Raw genomic sequence first — 16,354 nt, forward strand, 5'->3', positions numbered from 1 at the left:
TAAACAATCGTTCTTTTGATATACTTATAGTTACAAGTTTTCTAGATAAGGAATCCTGTTATGTAATTGATGAACCATTGAAATAAACCATTACTCTAACTCTATATATTCATCTTTTAATATCCCCATATATATTACATCATGCCATCTCCCTTTTCTGTATAAGGATTGGCGACTCTTTCCTTCTTCTTTAAAGCCTAGCTTGTGATAAACGTGTACCGCAGCTTTATTAAATGAATAAACCCGTAATGACACTCGATGTAGGTTAAGTTCTAAAAAAGCATAGTCTAATAGTATGTTCAAAGCTTCTGTTCCATACCCTTTTCCCCAGTAGTCTTTTTCGCCAATATCAATAATACATTCTGCATTTCTATTTTTCAGATCCAAATTAATTAGTGATGTTATTCCTATCGTTTTTTGACTGTATTTATCCTCTATCATATAACTTTTAGATGAGTTAGAATCCATTAATACATTCTCTACAAAATGCCTCGTTTCATCTATAGAATATAAATCCAATGCTGGGTTTGTAGATGTCATTAGATCTAAATCATTTCTCCAGCGGTGGTATTGCTCTAGATCAGAGCTATGAACTTTACGAAGCTGTAATCTTTGTGACGAAAACATAAGCTTCCTCCCTCTATCAATACATTTGGCCATTAATGGTTTAATTCGAAATGTTCTTCTTTAAGTTGGATTAATCTTATTTCATCATTTGATTCCTTTACTTTATTCGCTAGACTTTCCACACCAAAAATCTCTGTAAACGTATGGCTTCCAACCAGAAGATTAATCCCAGCAAATTGTGCATATTGAATCGTGTATAAAGTAGCTTCTCCAGTAATATATGTATCACACCCATCGTCAACTGCTAACTTGATATGATCTGTGGAGTGGCCTGCTCCAGTTAATACCCCAACTTTCTGCACCCTTTTTTCATTGTTTTTCCAGGCTCTAATTGGTTCATTTAATTTTTGTTTCATTCTACCAACAAGCACGTCCAAATCGATTTGATGGGTAAATTCCACAACTCCTGGTAAATCACCATTATGATATTCAGAGTACTTTTCAATAGTGTCAACCTCGATGACTTTCATTAGCGATGTACAGGATCCGAAATCCACGAAATCTAACGGACCATGAACCCAAAAATGACTTATGTTATTTTCTTTTAATTTATTTTTACAAGCATTCCTTAATCCATGGATAAAATCCCATGCGTCATGATGTGTAATAATTAAGTCAACATTGGACTCGATTGCTTGCTCAATAATCTCGATCGATAGATTCGTAGAATATCCAACAGTTGAAATCTCGTTATTGGATTTATATGTGAACCCAAAAGTCATCTTCAAATTCATCTAACAACTCCTTATGAAAACCTCATTAATCGTTTGTTCGAATGTTTCTAAATTCATTGTATATCCTCCATGTTTATTTTTATTGACCTATTTTTGTTTTGAAGTTATAGAAATTATAATCCATCTAACAACACTAATTAAAATAATTATAAGTCCATTAATTACAGTTAATAGTCCTAAAAAAGCTCCACCGAAGCCAGCTCCCTGTCCCCCTCCAGTAGTATAAAATAAAGAACCACTTATGAAACCAAGGACGGGTGCAACTAGTAGTATAATGATTCCTACTAAAAAGAGAGCAATTTTTCCTTTTTTGTATAATTTATAACATGCAACATTTAGTAAAATAAGTAAAAAAATAAAAAATACTAACAGAAAATCCCCCATTTAATATCCTCCTAGATCTATTTTGCTTCTATAAATAAACATTATCTAATTTGCTAGAATGTTTTTTAGCTTTGTGACATCCTCTTTATTTAGCCCACCGTATCCTTCTTTTTCATAGTCACTTATCAACGTCGCTGTACCACGATCACTGAACCAAATTCTATAAAGATTTTGTTTTTCGATAGTACTGTTGCTGGAGTCATAATAAAGCGATAGTAATATGTCTTCTTTTCTAGCTATTGAAGGCTCCGTATTAGGTTCCCATCTAATGTTTTTAAAAATTCCAATTAGCTCCTCTATCGTTTCTTGATCCGTAATTTGAATAGTATCCCTATAATTTTCTTCGGAATCAACTTCCTGCACTTCTACTCGTGTTAAACTTTTATAATGTTGACCTGAACAAGCTGTTAGAAAAATAAATAGGAAGAGAAAGGATAAACTTATAAAGTTTCTCATTTGCAATACCTCCTATTAGGAGTTTAGGGAATAGCTCAAAGTTCCATCTGACTTTATAGATTAACGATTCCATTCTGAATTTAATATGGAAAAAACAAAAGCGTCGTTAGATTTACCATTCTGATAAAGATATCCTCTTAATAATCCCTCATTCTTAAAACCAAGACGTTTTAATAATTTTATCGATGATTCATTCTGTGGGTATGTGACCGCTCCCATTCTATTTAAACCTAATCCTTCAAAAGAATACCTTAATACTTCCTCTACAGCTTCTGTTGTTATTCCTTTATTCCAATGATTAGGATGTAATTCATAACCAACTTCTGCTCTCTTACTCCAAGTGCTTAAATTATTTAATCCTACAGTTCCTACAAATTCACCTGTTTCTGCCAAAAAAATCCCCCATCTAATACCTCGTCTACTCTCATACGTCTGTTGAAGTGACTCAACTAATTTAGATGCTTCTTCTAGACTTTTTAAGCTATCCATACCATAGTATTTTGTCACTACTTCCCTAGACAAAACATCATAATAACTAGGAATATGTTCCTTTGTAATTTTATCTAATACTAGTCGTTTGGTATTTAATTTTGGAAACTCCATAATATCTCTCCCTTTATCTAATATATTTCCTTCGCATCTGCTGGTAAATCCCTGCCGTGTTTAATAAAGCTTGTCATATTTTCATCATCTTCCAATGGATAGGACCAATTGAAATGTTTGGCAACATCTTGAGATAAAACTCTAAACAAATCGCAGGCAAAAAAGATCGATTGCCACATTTGCTTATAGTCCGAATCAGAATATGTTTTCTTATACATTTCCCAATACGAATCTGGAAGAAAATTCTTATAATATTTTCCTAATTTACCTGTCGACACCTGGTAATTATGTTGAATTCCTACCCACCACTCGAGCATCTTATCCAAACAGTCTCTTGTTGTATATTCAAACATTAGCTTTGCATATGGCAGTTCATCACGCCAGATCCCTTTAGCAACATTTTGCAAACACCACCAAAAATTATTTGTACAACTATCAAACTGTCCTTCGGTTGGTTTCTTTACATGGTAATCTATGTCTGAAGGTGAAGGGATTGATGGTAAAATATGATCTTTATCTAGTAAAGGAATCGTTAACCTATCTTTGCCATACTCTTTTTGCATAGATTCAATGGATTGTAGTGTAAGATCAATCCGGTTTCCATCTGTAAATAACATTAAATAAGCATAGTTGCGGTTAAAATCCTTATTCTGACCTATACCTTTGTCAAGCTTATCTGGTTCTTGAACCATTAGTAACTCTCCAAATATCCGAATCCATCCGGCATCTTCTATGAAACTAAAAGTCTCATTTACGACATAAACAATGTCATAATCCTGAAAGATATCCTTAGGTATGTTAGGATTAGTCCTTGGACCATTCATATAAACAGCTCTAATTCTCTCATCTTCCTGCGCAACTCTAATTATTAACTCAAATATTTCCTGTTCATTTCGCATGCTTCTTCACCTCAATTAGGATAACATTTCCAACAATTACAATAATCTTAACACAGAATAAACTAAAAATACTGCAAAATAAAAAAACACTTACAAATTTAAAATAGATCTGATAAGTGTTTCAATATTTACTGTAAAAACGTTCGCTTCGTTAATACATTAATAAACTCATCTACCTGTGGCAATTTACGAATTCCCTCTTGAAAACAAACCCATGTATCTCTTGTTACAGGCTTATCATCCAATGTTAATGCAATATGTGGGTATTCACTCATCATGGAATCAGACACGCTCTTTGGTAATACAGCCATACCAATCCCCTGCTTCATAAACTGCTTACAGGTTTCAATTTGGTCCACACGGATTGTTTTTTGTGGTTTGATTTCGTCTTGATGGTGGTACAGCCAATTATCTACTAATTCATGCATACTATCATCGCTTTTAAAAGAAATGAGCGGGCGTTCCTTTACCGTATGATCTGGAAAGGCCTCTGTATCAAAGATATACAAAGGGTCTTCAAATAAACGAACACATGTACTTTCTTTTAATTTTTGACCACGAATAATACAAACATGATAATCCTTATGATGACTTTTAATATCCTCACTAATTCCTGTTACTAGGTCGATTGTAACTTTCGGAAAAGCTTGCGTAAACTCCCCTAGTATTGCTGGTAGAAAACGTTGACTGATTAAAGAAGAACACGCTATCGATAATGTACCTTTGACTTCTTTACTAGATTCAGCAAGATTGTTCTTTAATAGCTGTTCCTGCTCCACTACTTTTCTAGCATGCTCTAAAATCATTTCACCACTTGGAGTTAGTACTAGACTTTTAGAGGTCCGAATGAATATTTTCACTCCTAAATATTCTTCAATATATTTTAGCCGTTGTGTAACTGCAGGTTGTGAAATAAGAACAGCTTTTGCGGTTCCACGAATCGTTCCAATCTCATTTAACTTTAATAGTAACTCATAATCTTCTATTTTCATAAAAACTTCCCCATTTGATAACAATTTGTTATTGGATTCGATTAAAAAATGATATTTTACTTATTGCATAAATCATTATAACCTAAAGGTAACAATAAATCTATAGAATGAGGGATGAATAATGAGAATTAAAGATGAGGTTATACAATCTTTCTCTAAAAACCGGGAAGCCTATGTAACAAGTAGTACACATTCCAAAGGAAAGGACTTAAGTCAATTAATCGAATGGATACAACCAAAACCAAATATGATGGTATTAGATATTGCAACTGGTGGAGGTCATGTTGCAAAATCCGTATCTGAACATGTCCATACTGTTTTTGCTACCGATATTACAAAGCAGATGCTGGAAACTGCCTCAAAGTATCTAACAAATTACGATAACATTCATTACATTGTCGCGGATGCAGAAAATCTACCGTTCCTTGATCACACCTTTGATATTGTCACCTGTCGTATAGCTGCCCATCATTTTCCGAATCCAGCTAAATTTATGCAAGAAACTGCCCGTGTATTAAAACTTGGAGGAGTATTCTTGTTCATAGATAATGTTGCACCAGAAAAAGAGAAGTATGATACATTTATTAACCAGTTAGAAAAAATGCGTGATTATAGCCATGTTCGTTCACTTAGAATCTCGGAATGGATGAAGCTGTTTCATAAACATCAATTTACAGTCGTAAAACAAGAAAAAAAGAAGAAAACCCTCCCTTATACGGAATGGATCAATCGAACGCTAGACTCACAAAAAGATAAGGAGAATGTTAAAAACTTTATGCTACATGAAGCAAATGATATTCACTCGTACTTCCACATTGAATCTAATGAAGAAGATATTCAATCATTTACAATTGATGAGTGGATGGTGTTATGTCAGAAAAAACAATAAATCGGAGTGTTATGTCATGGGTATGAATTTTCATCATCAACAAAATAGAATAACCTATTCATCACGAACTGCCGACCCTTCTTGGAAATCAGCCATGCAACAACTAGTTTCTATAAATAATGTTTCTCGAGCAGCTGATATAGGATGTGGTGGGGGGATCTATTCTAAGGCATTATTAGATATGGGCATTCCTTCTGCTACAGCTATAGACTTTTCTGAAACCATTTTAGAAGGTGCTGAAGAGAATTGTAGAGAATACGATAATATATCATTTCATCACGGGGATGCTTATTCTACCGGCCTAAGCAGTAACCAATTTGAATTAGTACTTGAACGAGCATTAATCCATCATCTTTCTGATTTATCTTCTTGTTTCCAAGAAGCACATCGACTACTAAAGGATGGAGGAACCTTTATTATTCAGGATCGCACACCGGAAGACTGTTTATTACCAGGTGATGAATCACATATTCGAGGATATATTTTTGACCTCTTTCCAAGATTATCAACAATAGAAATGAATCGTCGACACGAGAGCAAAGAAGTTTTGGAAAAGCTTTTAGTAAATGGGTTTACAAGTATTCAAGAAGTACAGTTATGGGAAACAAGAAAAACGTATACTAATAAAAAGCAATTGCTCCAAGACCTACGAAAACGAACTGGAAGAAGTATTTTACATGAATTATCCGATCAAGAGTTAGAAGTCTTACTTAATCACGTTGGGCAAGCCATATCAACAGATGGAGATATTATCGAAAAAGATCGGTGGACGATTTGGACAGCAGTTAAATAATTCAAACGTGACGAATTCTCAACTTTGTTTGTGGGACTCATGGCTACTGCTAGTATGAGTTACCGTTTTTTGATTTCTCTACTTCACTTGGGCACTCATCAACGCTTTGAGTTACCGTTTTTCATTTTCTCTGCTTCACTTGGGCACTCATCAACGCTTTGAGTTACCGTTTTTTATTTTCTCTGCTTCATTTGGGCACTCATCACGGCTATGAGTTACCGTTTTTTGATTTCTCTACTTCATTTGGACACTCATCAACGCTTTGAGTTACCTTTTTTCATTTTCTCTGCTTCATTTGGGCACTCATCAACGCTTTGAGTTACCTTTTTTCATTTTCTCTGCTTCATTTGGGCACTCATCAACGCTTTGAGTTACCGTTTTTCATTTTCTCTGCTTCATTTGGGCACTCATGATAATAATAAGAGGTGAAACTAAAACTAATTGTTTACACCTCTTATTATTCATTCCCATTACAATTTTTCACGCCACGAAAGTAAATCAGTTTGTATTTCAGCTGTAATTTCTCCATCCTTAACCATTGCGTCTAATAGTAAGTCAAAGCTTGTGATGGTTTGGAATGGAATGTTTACTGTAGCAAAGTTATCTATTGATTTTTTCATACCATAAGTAAAGATAGCGAAAACGCCAATGATCTCGGCGCCCTCGTCCTGCAATGCTTTTGCAGCATCTATAGACGAACCACCTGTTGAAATCAAATCTTCAATCACGATAACTTTTTGTCCGGCTTTAAATTCTCCTTCGATTAGATTTCCTTTGCCATGACCTTTTGGCTTAGAACGAACATATACCATTGGGAGATTAAGTCGGTCTGCTAACCATGCTGCATGTGGAATACCAGCAGTCGCACATCCGGCAATAACATCTGGTTGATCATCCAATGCTTCTAACATTTCAATGAACGCATTTGTAATTTTTTGACGTACTTCAGGATGACTCATCGTCAATCTGTTATCACAATATATTGGTGTTTTAATTCCAGATGTCCATGTAAAGTAATGTTCTGGATTAATTTGTACTGCTTTAATTGCTAATAAATCTCGCACTAATTCACGACTTAAGTTCATGTTCATTCCCCCATTCTTGTAAAACCTGTAGGTAAGCTTGTTTCGGATTAGTTGCCTGTGTTACACTACGCCCAACAACTAAAATATCAGACCCGTTTTCTCTTGCAAATTGAGGGGTAGCGACTCGCTTTTGATCATTGTTTTCCGTATCCATTAAACGAATTCCAGGTGTCACCGTAAGAAACGATGGACCACAAACAGATTTAATTTGTTTTGCTTCATGTACCGAACAAACCACTCCATCAGCACCATTTTCTGCAGCAAATTGAGCGAAATGAACTGTATTTGCTTGTAAATCTCCAGGAATTAATAATTCCATATTCATTACCGCTTGATCCATTGAAGTTAACATGGTAACAGCAATTAGCTTCGTTTGCCGGCTACTAGAATGAGAGCCAGACAGCAAACCTTCCTTCGCCCCCTGAATCATTTCACTTCCACCTAAAGCATGAACATTAACCATATCTACACCTAATGTAGCTATATTTCTCATCGCTCGCATCACGGTTGTTGGAATGTCATGCAGCTTTAAATCAAGAAATATTTCATGATTATTTTCCTTTAATCGTTCGATTACAGCAGGACCTTCTCGGTAAAAAAGCTCCATTCCAACTTTCACAGGTACCCCTTGTAATCCATTCCTTTCAATAAATAGGTTTGCTTCTTCCCAGGCAGGAAAATCTAGGGCTAAATAGATTGATGGATTCATACGCTAACCCCCTTACCAATTACATCAGTAATTGACTCATAACCATACTTCGATAGTACATGTGGTAATTCATCAATTATTTCAACACATACAAAAGGATTTTGAAAATTTGCCGTACCTACTGCAACAGCACTTGCACCAGCTAATAAAAATTCAAGTACATCTTCTGCAGTTGTTATTCCGCCCATTCCAATGATGGGGATAGATACTTCTTGGCTTACTTCGTAAATCATTCGGATTGCAACAGGTTTAATAGCAGGACCAGATAAGCCGCCGGTTTTATTGGCCAATAGTGGCTTTCCTGATGGAAGGTGAATCTGCATGCCTGTAATCGTGTTAATCATAGACAACCCATCTGCTCCAGCATCCTCTACCGCTTTTGCCATCGATAAAATATCCGATACATTTGGGGACAGTTTGACATAGACTGGTAAATTGCTAGCACGTTTTACTGCTTCTGTCACACGCGCTGCCATTTCTGGATCAGTTCCAAACTGAATACCACCTTCTTTTACATTCGGACAAGAGATATTCAATTCAAGTGCATGGACATGTTCGGTGTCATTAAAAGCTGCTGCAACATGCTCGTATTCTTCTAATGTACTCCCTGCTACGTTGGCAATAACCGATGTATTGTAATTTGCTAGAAACGGTACTTCATGCTTGATTATGTTTTCTACACCGGGATTTTGTAATCCGATTGCATTTAACATCCCAGAGGCTGTTTCCGCTACCCTTGGTGTACGATTTCCAAAACGTTCTGATCCAGTTGCAGCCTTCATTATAATTGCTCCTAGTTTACTTAAATCATAAAACTCACTATATTCCCGGCCAAATCCAAAACATCCAGAGGCTGGCATAATAGGATTTTTCAAATTAAGCCCAGGAAGGTTTACTGCTAACTGACTCATAACGTTACCTCCTTAGCAGAAAATACTGGTCCGTCCTTACATATTTTTCGGTAACCAGCTTCATCTGCAGTTGGAATTACACAAGCAAAGCAAGCACCAACGCCACATCCCATACGTTCTTCTAAGGAAATATACCCCTTTTGATTAGGAACGATAGCTGTAATTGCTTGTAGCATTGGTAATGGACCACATGAGTAATAGCAATCATACTGACCTAGGGAATCCATCACATCCGTTACAAATCCTTGTTCTCCAAACGATCCATCATTTGTAACAATAATCGTTTCCCCTAATGCTTTAAATTCTTGCTCATAAAATACGTGTTGTTTCGATTGAAAACCAAGAACAGATATTATTTTTCGTCCCTGCTTTGCAAGTGTTTTTCCGAGAAAATACAAGGGTGGAACACCAATTCCACCTCCAATAAGTAGCACCGTGGAATCATTACTATCTATATAAAAGCCATTTCCACTGGGACCTAATACGTCAAGCACCATCCCAGGTTGATAGGTTGCTATTTTCTGTGTACCTGCTCCCATTCGTTTAAACAACACAGTAATCGTTTCTTGTTCGGGATCAACGTTAGCAATAGAAATTGGCCTCCTTAACGTATGACCCTCAACATAAATATGCAAAAATTGACCTGGCTTCGCATGCTGACTAATATAATGATTATTCAGTACCATTTCAAATGTATCTAAAGCAATCGTTTTAGATGATAGAATCGTTACTTGTTCTTTATTAATCATTAGACAACAACCTCTGGATTTGACATTGGTTTTGCACTAAATGTTGTTGAATCAATTACATTCAAAATGGCATTTGCAGTATCTAAGTTAGTGAGACACGCGATACCATGTTCAACCGATAATCGGCGAATCATGAACCCATCTGAACGTGGTTGTTTACCTGAAGTTAACGTATTAATAACAAATTGTACTTGCCCTTTTTCAATAATGGATAATACGTTTGGTTCACTAGACCCAACCTTGGCAACTTCTGTAACAGGCATTCCTAAACCTCTCACAAGACGGGCAGTACCTTCTGTTGCATACAGTTGAAAACCTAATTGATGAAAACGTTCCGCTATTTCAAGCATCTCCTGTTTATCCTTATCTGCCACGGTTAATAATACAGCACCTTCATGTGGTATGGATAATCCGGATGCGATTAACCCCTTATATAAAGCTTTTTCTAATGTTTTGTCATACCCGATCGCTTCCCCTGTAGATTTCATCTCGGGTCCTAAAATCGTATCCACACTGCGTAGCTTCTCAAAGGAAAATACAGGTACTTTGACCGAAACTTGACTATCCTCTGGTAGAATCCCAGAGTCATAGCCTAAATCAGCCAGCTTTGTGCCTAATATACACTTTGTAGCAAGTTTAGCCATCGTTACTCCGGTAATTTTACTTAAAAATGGTATCGTTCTACTAGCTCTTGGATTTACTTCAAGTACATAAACATTATCATCATAAACAATAAACTGAATATTGATCAGTCCTTTTAGCTGAAGTGCCTCCGCTATTTTTAATGATGCATCCTTACATTTTTGCTTAATTGTTTCAGAAATTCGTTGTGGTGGATAAACAGCAATCGAATCACCCGAGTGTACACCAGAACGTTCGATATGTTCCATTATTCCCGGAATGATCGTTGTTTCTCCATCACTAATTGCATCAACCTCTACTTCGATTCCAGTAATGTACTTATCAATTAAAATAGGATGTTCATTCGATAAATTTGTTGTTTTCTCCAAATATGTCTGTAATTCCTCGTTACTATAAACGATCTCCATTCTGCTTCCACCGATAACATATGATGGTCGTACTAGAACGGGATAACCAATGTCGTTTGCTACTTTCATAGCATTATCCAGTTTTAATACTGCTTTACCCTTAGGTCGTAACAAATTTAATTCATCGAGTAATAGTTCAAATTTATCTCGATCCTCTGCACGGTCAATTGCTTCTAAATTCGTCCCTAAGATAGTTACACCACGGCGTTCCAGCCCAGCTGCTAAATTAATGGCTGTCTGACCACCAAACTGTACGATAACGCCCTCTGGCTTCTCGAGTTCAATTACATGCATGACATCCTCTAGTGTCAATGGTTCAAAATACAATTTGTCTGAAATACTAAAATCTGTGGAAACCGTCTCCGGATTGTTATTCATGATGATTGCTTCATATCCCATTTCTTTAATAGCTAATACCGAATGGACAGTTGCATAATCGAATTCAATCCCCTGCCCGATACGAATAGGTCCAGAGCCTAGAACAAGTACTTTTTTGCGATTAGATGATATAGATTCATTTTCATCTTCATACGTACTATAAAAATAAGGGGTTTGTGATTCAAACTCTGCTGCACATGTATCAACCATCTTATAAACTGGTGAAATATCTTCCTTCATGCGGAACGTATATACGTCATCAATACTTACATTCCAAATTCTAGCTACTTGGGAATCGGAAAATCCTTTTTCTTTAGCTATTTTAAGTAGCTGGGCTGAATGTTTATGTTGCTTTAACTCATTTTCTAATTCGATAAGTTTTTGCAATTTGATCAGGAAAAACCGGTCAATCTTCGTTACTTCAAATAGGTCATCAATTGACATGTTGCGTCGAAGCATCTCTGCAAGTACAAAAATCCGCTCATCATCCGCTTTTTCCAGTCGATGAATAAGTTGTTCATCTTCTACCATTTCAAGAGATTTTAGCCACATATCTTCTGTTCCTATATCAAGGGAGCGAACCCCTTTTAAAATGGATTCTTCAAACGTTCGACCAATCGCCATGATTTCGCCAGTTGCTTTCATCTGGGTTCCAAGTTTCCGATCACCAGTAACGAACTTATCAAATGGGAAACGAGGAATTTTGGTAACCACATAATCTAATGCTGGTTCAAACATCGCATAGGTTGTACCTGTTATTGGATTGACGATTTCATCTAATGTTAATCCAACAGCAATTTTTGCGGCCATTTTTGCAATCGGATAACCAGTAGCTTTAGATGCCAGTGCTGATGAACGACTAACACGTGGATTCACCTCAATGATATAATAATCAAAGCTAGTCGGGTCGAGGGCTAACTGAACATTACAACCACCTTCGATTTTTAATGCGCGTATTATTTTTAATGATGCATTTCGTAGCATTTGATATTCACGGTCGCTTAATGTTTGAGATGGTGCAACGACTATGGAATCACCCGTATGAATTCCTACTGGATCCACATTTTCCATGTTACATACAACTATTGCTTGGTCATTTTGATCGCGCATTACTTCATACTCAATTTCTTTAAACCCTGCTATATTTCGTTCAATTAAACATTGATTTACAGGAGATAATGCTAATCCGTTTCTAGTTATTTCACGAAGTTCCCTCTCGTTATAGCACATCCCACCACCAGTTCCTCCTAGGGTGTATGCTGGCCGAACAATGAGTGGATAACCAATTTCTCCGGCAAAGTCAATTGCCTCGTTTACAGAATGAACAATCTGACTTTCAGGTACTGGTTCATTAATTTCCTGCATCAATGAGCGGAATTTCTCACGGTCTTCTGCTTTTTGAATAGCTTCCAATGATGTTCCTAATAAGGTTACATCGTTTTCTCCTAAAATACCGGTTTGCTCCAAAGCAACAGCTAAGTTCAATCCAGTTTGACCACCAAGTGTTGGAAGTAATGCATCAGGCTGTTCCTTACGAATAATCTTGGTTAAAAACTCTACCGTTAATGGTTCCATATACACTTTATCTGCAACTGTTTGGTCAGTCATAATTGTTGCTGGATTTGAGTTAGCTAAAATAACAGTAAATCCTTCTTCACGAAGTGCTTGACATGCTTGTGTGCCAGAATAGTCAAACTCAGCTGCTTGACCAATAACAATTGGTCCTGATCCAATAACTAGAATTTTCTCGATGTCAGTACGTTTAGGCATATATGATCTCCTCACTTCGTTTTTGATAGTTTTTAATCATAGTTAAAAAATCATCAAATAAATAATTCGTATCTTCTGGTCCCGGCGAGCTTTCAGGATGGTATTGTACTGAAAAAGCTGGATACGTTAGATGTCTAATTCCTTCAACGGTTTGATCATTAAGGGCTACTTGCGTTAATTGCAATCCTGTGTTTGCTAATGACTGTTTTACAACTGCATATCCATGATTTTGTGATGTTAAATACGTTTTTCCATTTTCTAAATCTTTCACAGGATGATTTCCACCACGATGGCCAAACTTTAACTTTTCCGTTTCCGCTCCACAGGCAAGTGCTAAAAGCTGATGCCCAAGACAAATGCCAAAAATCGGTATCGTACCTATCACTTCTTTAATCATTTCTATTGCTTCTGGAACATCTTTTGGATCCCCTGGTCCATTCGTTAACATAATGCCATCCGGCTTTAGACGTAAAATATTCTCAGCTCCGTAGTTATACGGAACAACTGTTACATGGGAATTTCGTTTCGTTAACTCACGAAGAATTCCGTGCTTCATTCCAAAATCAACTAGTACAATTCGTAATCCTCTACCAGGAACAATATATGGCTTAACCGTTGATGTTTGTTTTACTTGGTCATTTCTTAACGGAGTCTGTTTTAGTTTCTGAAGAATAGAATCTAATGGTTGATCCGAATTGGTAATGTATCCTTTCATCGTCCCGTAGTTACGTATAATTCTTGTAAGTTTTCTTGTATCTATGCCAGAAAGTCCCGGTATATCATGTGCTCTTAAAAAGTTATCTAAATTTTCATCACTTCGGAAATTAGATGGATACTCACTCATTTCACGCACAATTAGTCCGTTAATAAATGGAGCAACCGTCTCAAAATCATCACGATTGACTCCGTAGTTTCCAATTAACGGATACGTAAGTGTTACAATCTGACCACAATAGGAAGGGTCCGTAATAATTTCCTGATATCCAGTCATACTTGTATTAAATACCACTTCCCCACTAATACTTCGATCACTGCCAAATCCATCCCCGACAAAAATTGTTCCATCTTCTAGCACTAATTGACGTTTAAATAACATGTGGACACTCCTCATAGACGATTTTCCCTTCCACTATCGTAACGACTGGTAAACCTGAAACTTCCCAGTTATGAAAAGGGGTATTTTTTCCTTTTGAATAAAATGAATTTTTATCAAGTTTGATACCACCGGTTAGGTCTACTAAGGTTAAATCAGCAATTTCTCCTTCTGCTAATCTTCCATATGGTAAATTAAATACCGTTGCAGGTTTAATAGTTAACCAATCTACTAATTGATTTAATGTCACTTTTCCTGGTTCTACGAGATACGTATAAAGTAATGAAAAGGCTGTTTCTAGTCCAACAATACCAAATGGAGCATCATGCATTCCTACTTCTTTTTCACCTTCTGTATGTGGTGCATGATCGGTTGCAATAAAATCAATGGTTCCATCGAGTAATCCTTCTAATAATGCTTCTTGATCCGCTTTACTCCGTAATGGTGGGTTCATTTTATAATTGGCATTGTTCTCAGTAATAAACTCTTCATTTAACAGTAAATGATGTGGCGTTACTTCAGCTGTTACGTGAATCCCTGCTTTTTTTGCATCCCTTATTACACGCACAGATTCCTTCGTACTTACGTGACATACATGGTAATGGCACCCTGCTGCTTCAGCCAGTAGAACATCTCTAGCAATTTGTACTGATTCACTAAGTGATGGAATTCCTGGTAAATTTAATCGTTTACTTACTTCACCGTCATGGACGACTCCACCATATACGATAGAATTATCTTCACAATGAGCCACGATTGCTTTGTTACATGCGGCCGCTTCTTTCATAGCTCGCAACATGTGATCAGCAGTTTGAATACCTACCCCATCATCTGTAAAAGCAAAAACTTGATCAATTTCAGCAATTTCTTTAATATGAGTAAGTTCTTCTCCTTTTAAGTTCTTCGTAATGGAAGCATAAGGTAGTACTCGAACTACTGCATTTTCTTTAATTTTTTCTAATAAATGACGTACCTTTTCTGGTTGGTCCGGAACTGGATTGGTATTTGGCATTGCGCACACTGTAGTAAATCCTCCACGAGCAGCTGCTTTCGTTCCAGTGACGATTGTTTCTTTATGTTCACCACCTGGTTCACGCAAATGGATATGAACGTCTATAAACCCTGGTAGTACCAATAATTTATCATTTCCATCTATAACCTGATCTACCAAATTCGTAATAGATGAACTAATTTCTTTTACCTTTCCTTCTTCAATCAACACATCGCATGATTCCATTTTTTCATTTGGTAATAAACGTTTAACATTTTTCAAGAGTATATTCATTTGTAATCCCCCATTCGTTTAACATAAGTGCTATGATTGCCATTCTGATATAAACCCCGTTGTTCATTTGTTTAAAGATTCTGGAGCGATCACATTCTACTAAATCAGAATCGATCTCTACTCCTCGGTTAACTGGGGCAGGATGTAAGATAATGGCATGTTGTTTCATCTCTTTCTCACGATCCTTTGTTAAACCGAATTTGGTTAGATAATTGGTTGTGGTCAACTGATGCTCATGTCTCTCATGTTGAATTCTTAAAAGCATCACAACATCACATATCCTAGCTGCTTCATCCATTGAAATATAAGGAAAATCCAGTTCTTCATCTACGTAGCCTGGAGCCGCACTTAAGTAAACCTTTGCCCCTAATCGTTGTAAAGCAAATGCATTTGATTTTGCAACTCTACTATGTTTAATATCCCCGACGATCACGATTTGTAAATCTTCAAACCTGCCAAATTCTTGGTAAATCGTTAGCAAATCTAGCAAACATTGTGTTGGGTGTTCTGCTTTTCCAGCTCCTGCATTAATGATCGGAACAGAGACTTTCTGATCCAATTGTTGGAACCAGTCATCCGCTTCATGACGAATCACTATGAGATCAGCTCCAATTGCCTCAAAAGTTTTAGCAGTATCATATAATGATTCCCCTTTTCTAACACTGGATGCTTCTACATGAAAATCGAGTATATCCATCCCTAACTTTCGTTCTGCAACAGCAAAGCTCATTTTGGTTCTCGTACTATTCTCAAAAAATAAATTTGCAGCAAAAAGCTTTTCCTTGAGTGGAATTCTTCCCATACGATATGCTTCAGCAAGGTCCAAACAATCATATATTTCTTGATTGGTTAATTGAGTGAGCGAAATAAAATGTCTCATAATACCCTCCTAATCACGTTAATTTTTGCTATAAAAAAACCTCTTTGCGGTTTTTGGTCGCAAAGAGG

At 36.5% G+C, this 16,354-nt stretch carries 17 protein-coding genes; 2 read left to right on the top strand and 15 right to left on the bottom strand.

Annotated elements, in window-relative coordinates; translation table 11 throughout:
• Window positions 1-90 precede the first annotated feature (90 nt).
• From GMD78_RS14200 to GMD78_RS14230, 7 genes are all read right to left on the bottom strand, one after another.
• Window positions 91-627 (bottom strand): GNAT family N-acetyltransferase, encoded by a 537-nt coding sequence (locus tag GMD78_RS14200; protein ID WP_155669462.1) that lies wholly within the window; start codon window positions 625-627, stop codon window positions 91-93.
• Window positions 628-659: 32 nt separating this feature from the next.
• Window positions 660-1,361: a Nif3-like dinuclear metal center hexameric protein gene (locus GMD78_RS14205; protein ID WP_246187667.1), complete on the bottom strand. Its 702-nt coding sequence runs from the start codon at window positions 1,359-1,361 to the stop codon at window positions 660-662.
• Between the two features lie 87 nt (window positions 1,362-1,448).
• The gene (locus GMD78_RS14210; RefSeq protein WP_155669463.1) at window positions 1,449-1,745 is read right to left on the bottom strand and encodes an inner-membrane translocator; all 297 of its coding nucleotides are present in this window, start codon (window positions 1,743-1,745) and stop codon (window positions 1,449-1,451) included.
• Window positions 1,746-1,790: 45 nt separating this feature from the next.
• Window positions 1,791-2,201: a hypothetical protein gene (locus GMD78_RS14215; protein WP_155669464.1), complete on the bottom strand. Its 411-nt coding sequence runs from the start codon at window positions 2,199-2,201 to the stop codon at window positions 1,791-1,793.
• A 60-nt stretch (window positions 2,202-2,261) separates the two neighbouring features.
• A complete protein-coding gene (locus tag GMD78_RS14220) occupies window positions 2,262-2,804 on the bottom strand; it encodes a GNAT family N-acetyltransferase (protein ID WP_155669465.1) in 543 nt (180 codons plus the stop codon).
• 17 nt (window positions 2,805-2,821) lie between these two features.
• Window positions 2,822-3,703 (bottom strand): aminoglycoside 6-adenylyltransferase, encoded by an 882-nt coding sequence (locus tag GMD78_RS14225; RefSeq protein ID WP_155669466.1) that lies wholly within the window; start codon window positions 3,701-3,703, stop codon window positions 2,822-2,824.
• 128 nt (window positions 3,704-3,831) lie between these two features.
• Complete coding sequence (locus GMD78_RS14230) at window positions 3,832-4,695, bottom strand: LysR family transcriptional regulator (protein ID WP_155669467.1); 864 nt, start codon at window positions 4,693-4,695, stop codon at window positions 3,832-3,834.
• Between the two features lie 121 nt (window positions 4,696-4,816).
• Here GMD78_RS14230 and GMD78_RS14235 point away from each other — a divergent pair, with 121 nt between their 5' ends.
• Both GMD78_RS14235 and GMD78_RS14240 read left to right on the top strand, forming a co-directional pair.
• Window positions 4,817-5,584, top strand: a complete 768-nt coding sequence (locus tag GMD78_RS14235) for a class I SAM-dependent methyltransferase (RefSeq protein WP_155669468.1) — start codon at window positions 4,817-4,819, stop codon at window positions 5,582-5,584.
• A 16-nt stretch (window positions 5,585-5,600) separates the two neighbouring features.
• The gene (locus GMD78_RS14240; protein ID WP_155669469.1) at window positions 5,601-6,377 is read left to right on the top strand and encodes a class I SAM-dependent methyltransferase; all 777 of its coding nucleotides are present in this window, start codon (window positions 5,601-5,603) and stop codon (window positions 6,375-6,377) included.
• A 470-nt stretch (window positions 6,378-6,847) separates the two neighbouring features.
• Here the strand turns inward: GMD78_RS14240 and pyrE are convergent, their stop codons facing one another.
• From pyrE to GMD78_RS14280, 8 genes are read right to left on the bottom strand one after another with little or no spacing between them, the layout of a single operon-like run.
• Window positions 6,848-7,462 carry an orotate phosphoribosyltransferase gene (pyrE, locus tag GMD78_RS14245; RefSeq protein ID WP_155669470.1) on the bottom strand — a complete coding sequence of 205 codons (615 nt, stop codon included), beginning with the start codon at window positions 7,460-7,462 and terminating at the stop codon, window positions 6,848-6,850.
• Window positions 7,446-8,171: an orotidine-5'-phosphate decarboxylase gene (gene pyrF / locus GMD78_RS14250; RefSeq protein ID WP_155669471.1), complete on the bottom strand. Its 726-nt coding sequence runs from the start codon at window positions 8,169-8,171 to the stop codon at window positions 7,446-7,448. Before pyrF ends, pyrE begins: the two co-directional genes overlap by 17 nt.
• Window positions 8,168-9,082 carry a dihydroorotate dehydrogenase gene (locus GMD78_RS14255; RefSeq protein ID WP_155669472.1) on the bottom strand — a complete coding sequence of 305 codons (915 nt, stop codon included), beginning with the start codon at window positions 9,080-9,082 and terminating at the stop codon, window positions 8,168-8,170. The genes pyrF and GMD78_RS14255 overlap by 4 nt, the downstream gene beginning before the upstream one ends.
• Window positions 9,079-9,831 carry a dihydroorotate dehydrogenase electron transfer subunit gene (locus tag GMD78_RS14260; RefSeq protein ID WP_155669473.1) on the bottom strand — a complete coding sequence of 251 codons (753 nt, stop codon included), beginning with the start codon at window positions 9,829-9,831 and terminating at the stop codon, window positions 9,079-9,081. The genes GMD78_RS14255 and GMD78_RS14260 overlap by 4 nt, the downstream gene beginning before the upstream one ends.
• A complete protein-coding gene (gene carB, locus GMD78_RS14265; RefSeq protein ID WP_155669474.1) occupies window positions 9,831-13,028 on the bottom strand; it encodes a carbamoyl-phosphate synthase large subunit in 3,198 nt (1,065 codons plus the stop codon). Before carB ends, GMD78_RS14260 begins: the two co-directional genes overlap by 1 nt.
• Window positions 13,021-14,124 carry a carbamoyl phosphate synthase small subunit gene (locus GMD78_RS14270; protein ID WP_155669475.1) on the bottom strand — a complete coding sequence of 368 codons (1,104 nt, stop codon included), beginning with the start codon at window positions 14,122-14,124 and terminating at the stop codon, window positions 13,021-13,023. The genes carB and GMD78_RS14270 overlap by 8 nt, the downstream gene beginning before the upstream one ends.
• Window positions 14,114-15,406 (bottom strand): dihydroorotase, encoded by a 1,293-nt coding sequence (locus GMD78_RS14275; RefSeq protein ID WP_155669476.1) that lies wholly within the window; start codon window positions 15,404-15,406, stop codon window positions 14,114-14,116. The genes GMD78_RS14270 and GMD78_RS14275 overlap by 11 nt, the downstream gene beginning before the upstream one ends.
• A complete protein-coding gene (locus tag GMD78_RS14280) occupies window positions 15,381-16,286 on the bottom strand; it encodes an aspartate carbamoyltransferase catalytic subunit (RefSeq protein ID WP_155669477.1) in 906 nt (301 codons plus the stop codon). Before GMD78_RS14280 ends, GMD78_RS14275 begins: the two co-directional genes overlap by 26 nt.
• Window positions 16,287-16,354: the final 68 nt, after the last annotated feature.

Source organism: Ornithinibacillus caprae (assembly GCF_009728145.1).
GTDB classification, from domain to species: domain Bacteria; phylum Bacillota; class Bacilli; order Bacillales; family Amphibacillaceae; genus Ornithinibacillus; species Ornithinibacillus caprae.

What these genes read in the sequence shown, in the direction of transcription:
- GMD78_RS14200 (WP_155669462.1), bottom strand. Translation starts at nt 627, where the DNA reads ATGTTTTCGTCACAAAGATTACAGCTTCGTAAAGTTCATAGCTCTGAT.
- GMD78_RS14205 (WP_246187667.1), bottom strand. Translation starts at nt 1,361, where the DNA reads ATGAATTTGAAGATGACTTTTGGGTTCACATATAAATCCAATAACGAG.
- GMD78_RS14210 (WP_155669463.1), bottom strand. Translation starts at nt 1,745, where the DNA reads ATGGGGGATTTTCTGTTAGTATTTTTTATTTTTTTACTTATTTTACTA.
- GMD78_RS14215 (WP_155669464.1), bottom strand. Translation starts at nt 2,201, where the DNA reads ATGAGAAACTTTATAAGTTTATCCTTTCTCTTCCTATTTATTTTTCTA.
- GMD78_RS14220 (WP_155669465.1), bottom strand. Translation starts at nt 2,804, where the DNA reads ATGGAGTTTCCAAAATTAAATACCAAACGACTAGTATTAGATAAAATT.
- GMD78_RS14225 (WP_155669466.1), bottom strand. Translation starts at nt 3,703, where the DNA reads ATGCGAAATGAACAGGAAATATTTGAGTTAATAATTAGAGTTGCGCAG.
- GMD78_RS14230 (WP_155669467.1), bottom strand. Translation starts at nt 4,695, where the DNA reads ATGAAAATAGAAGATTATGAGTTACTATTAAAGTTAAATGAGATTGGA.
- GMD78_RS14235 (WP_155669468.1), top strand. Translation starts at nt 4,817, where the DNA reads ATGAGAATTAAAGATGAGGTTATACAATCTTTCTCTAAAAACCGGGAA.
- GMD78_RS14240 (WP_155669469.1), top strand. Translation starts at nt 5,601, where the DNA reads ATGGGTATGAATTTTCATCATCAACAAAATAGAATAACCTATTCATCA.
- pyrE (WP_155669470.1), bottom strand. Translation starts at nt 7,462, where the DNA reads ATGAACTTAAGTCGTGAATTAGTGCGAGATTTATTAGCAATTAAAGCA.
- pyrF (WP_155669471.1), bottom strand. Translation starts at nt 8,171, where the DNA reads ATGAATCCATCAATCTATTTAGCCCTAGATTTTCCTGCCTGGGAAGAA.
- GMD78_RS14255 (WP_155669472.1), bottom strand. Translation starts at nt 9,082, where the DNA reads ATGAGTCAGTTAGCAGTAAACCTTCCTGGGCTTAATTTGAAAAATCCT.
- GMD78_RS14260 (WP_155669473.1), bottom strand. Translation starts at nt 9,831, where the DNA reads ATGATTAATAAAGAACAAGTAACGATTCTATCATCTAAAACGATTGCT.
- carB (WP_155669474.1), bottom strand. Translation starts at nt 13,028, where the DNA reads ATGCCTAAACGTACTGACATCGAGAAAATTCTAGTTATTGGATCAGGA.
- GMD78_RS14270 (WP_155669475.1), bottom strand. Translation starts at nt 14,124, where the DNA reads ATGTTATTTAAACGTCAATTAGTGCTAGAAGATGGAACAATTTTTGTC.
- GMD78_RS14275 (WP_155669476.1), bottom strand. Translation starts at nt 15,406, where the DNA reads ATGAATATACTCTTGAAAAATGTTAAACGTTTATTACCAAATGAAAAA.
- GMD78_RS14280 (WP_155669477.1), bottom strand. Translation starts at nt 16,286, where the DNA reads ATGAGACATTTTATTTCGCTCACTCAATTAACCAATCAAGAAATATAT.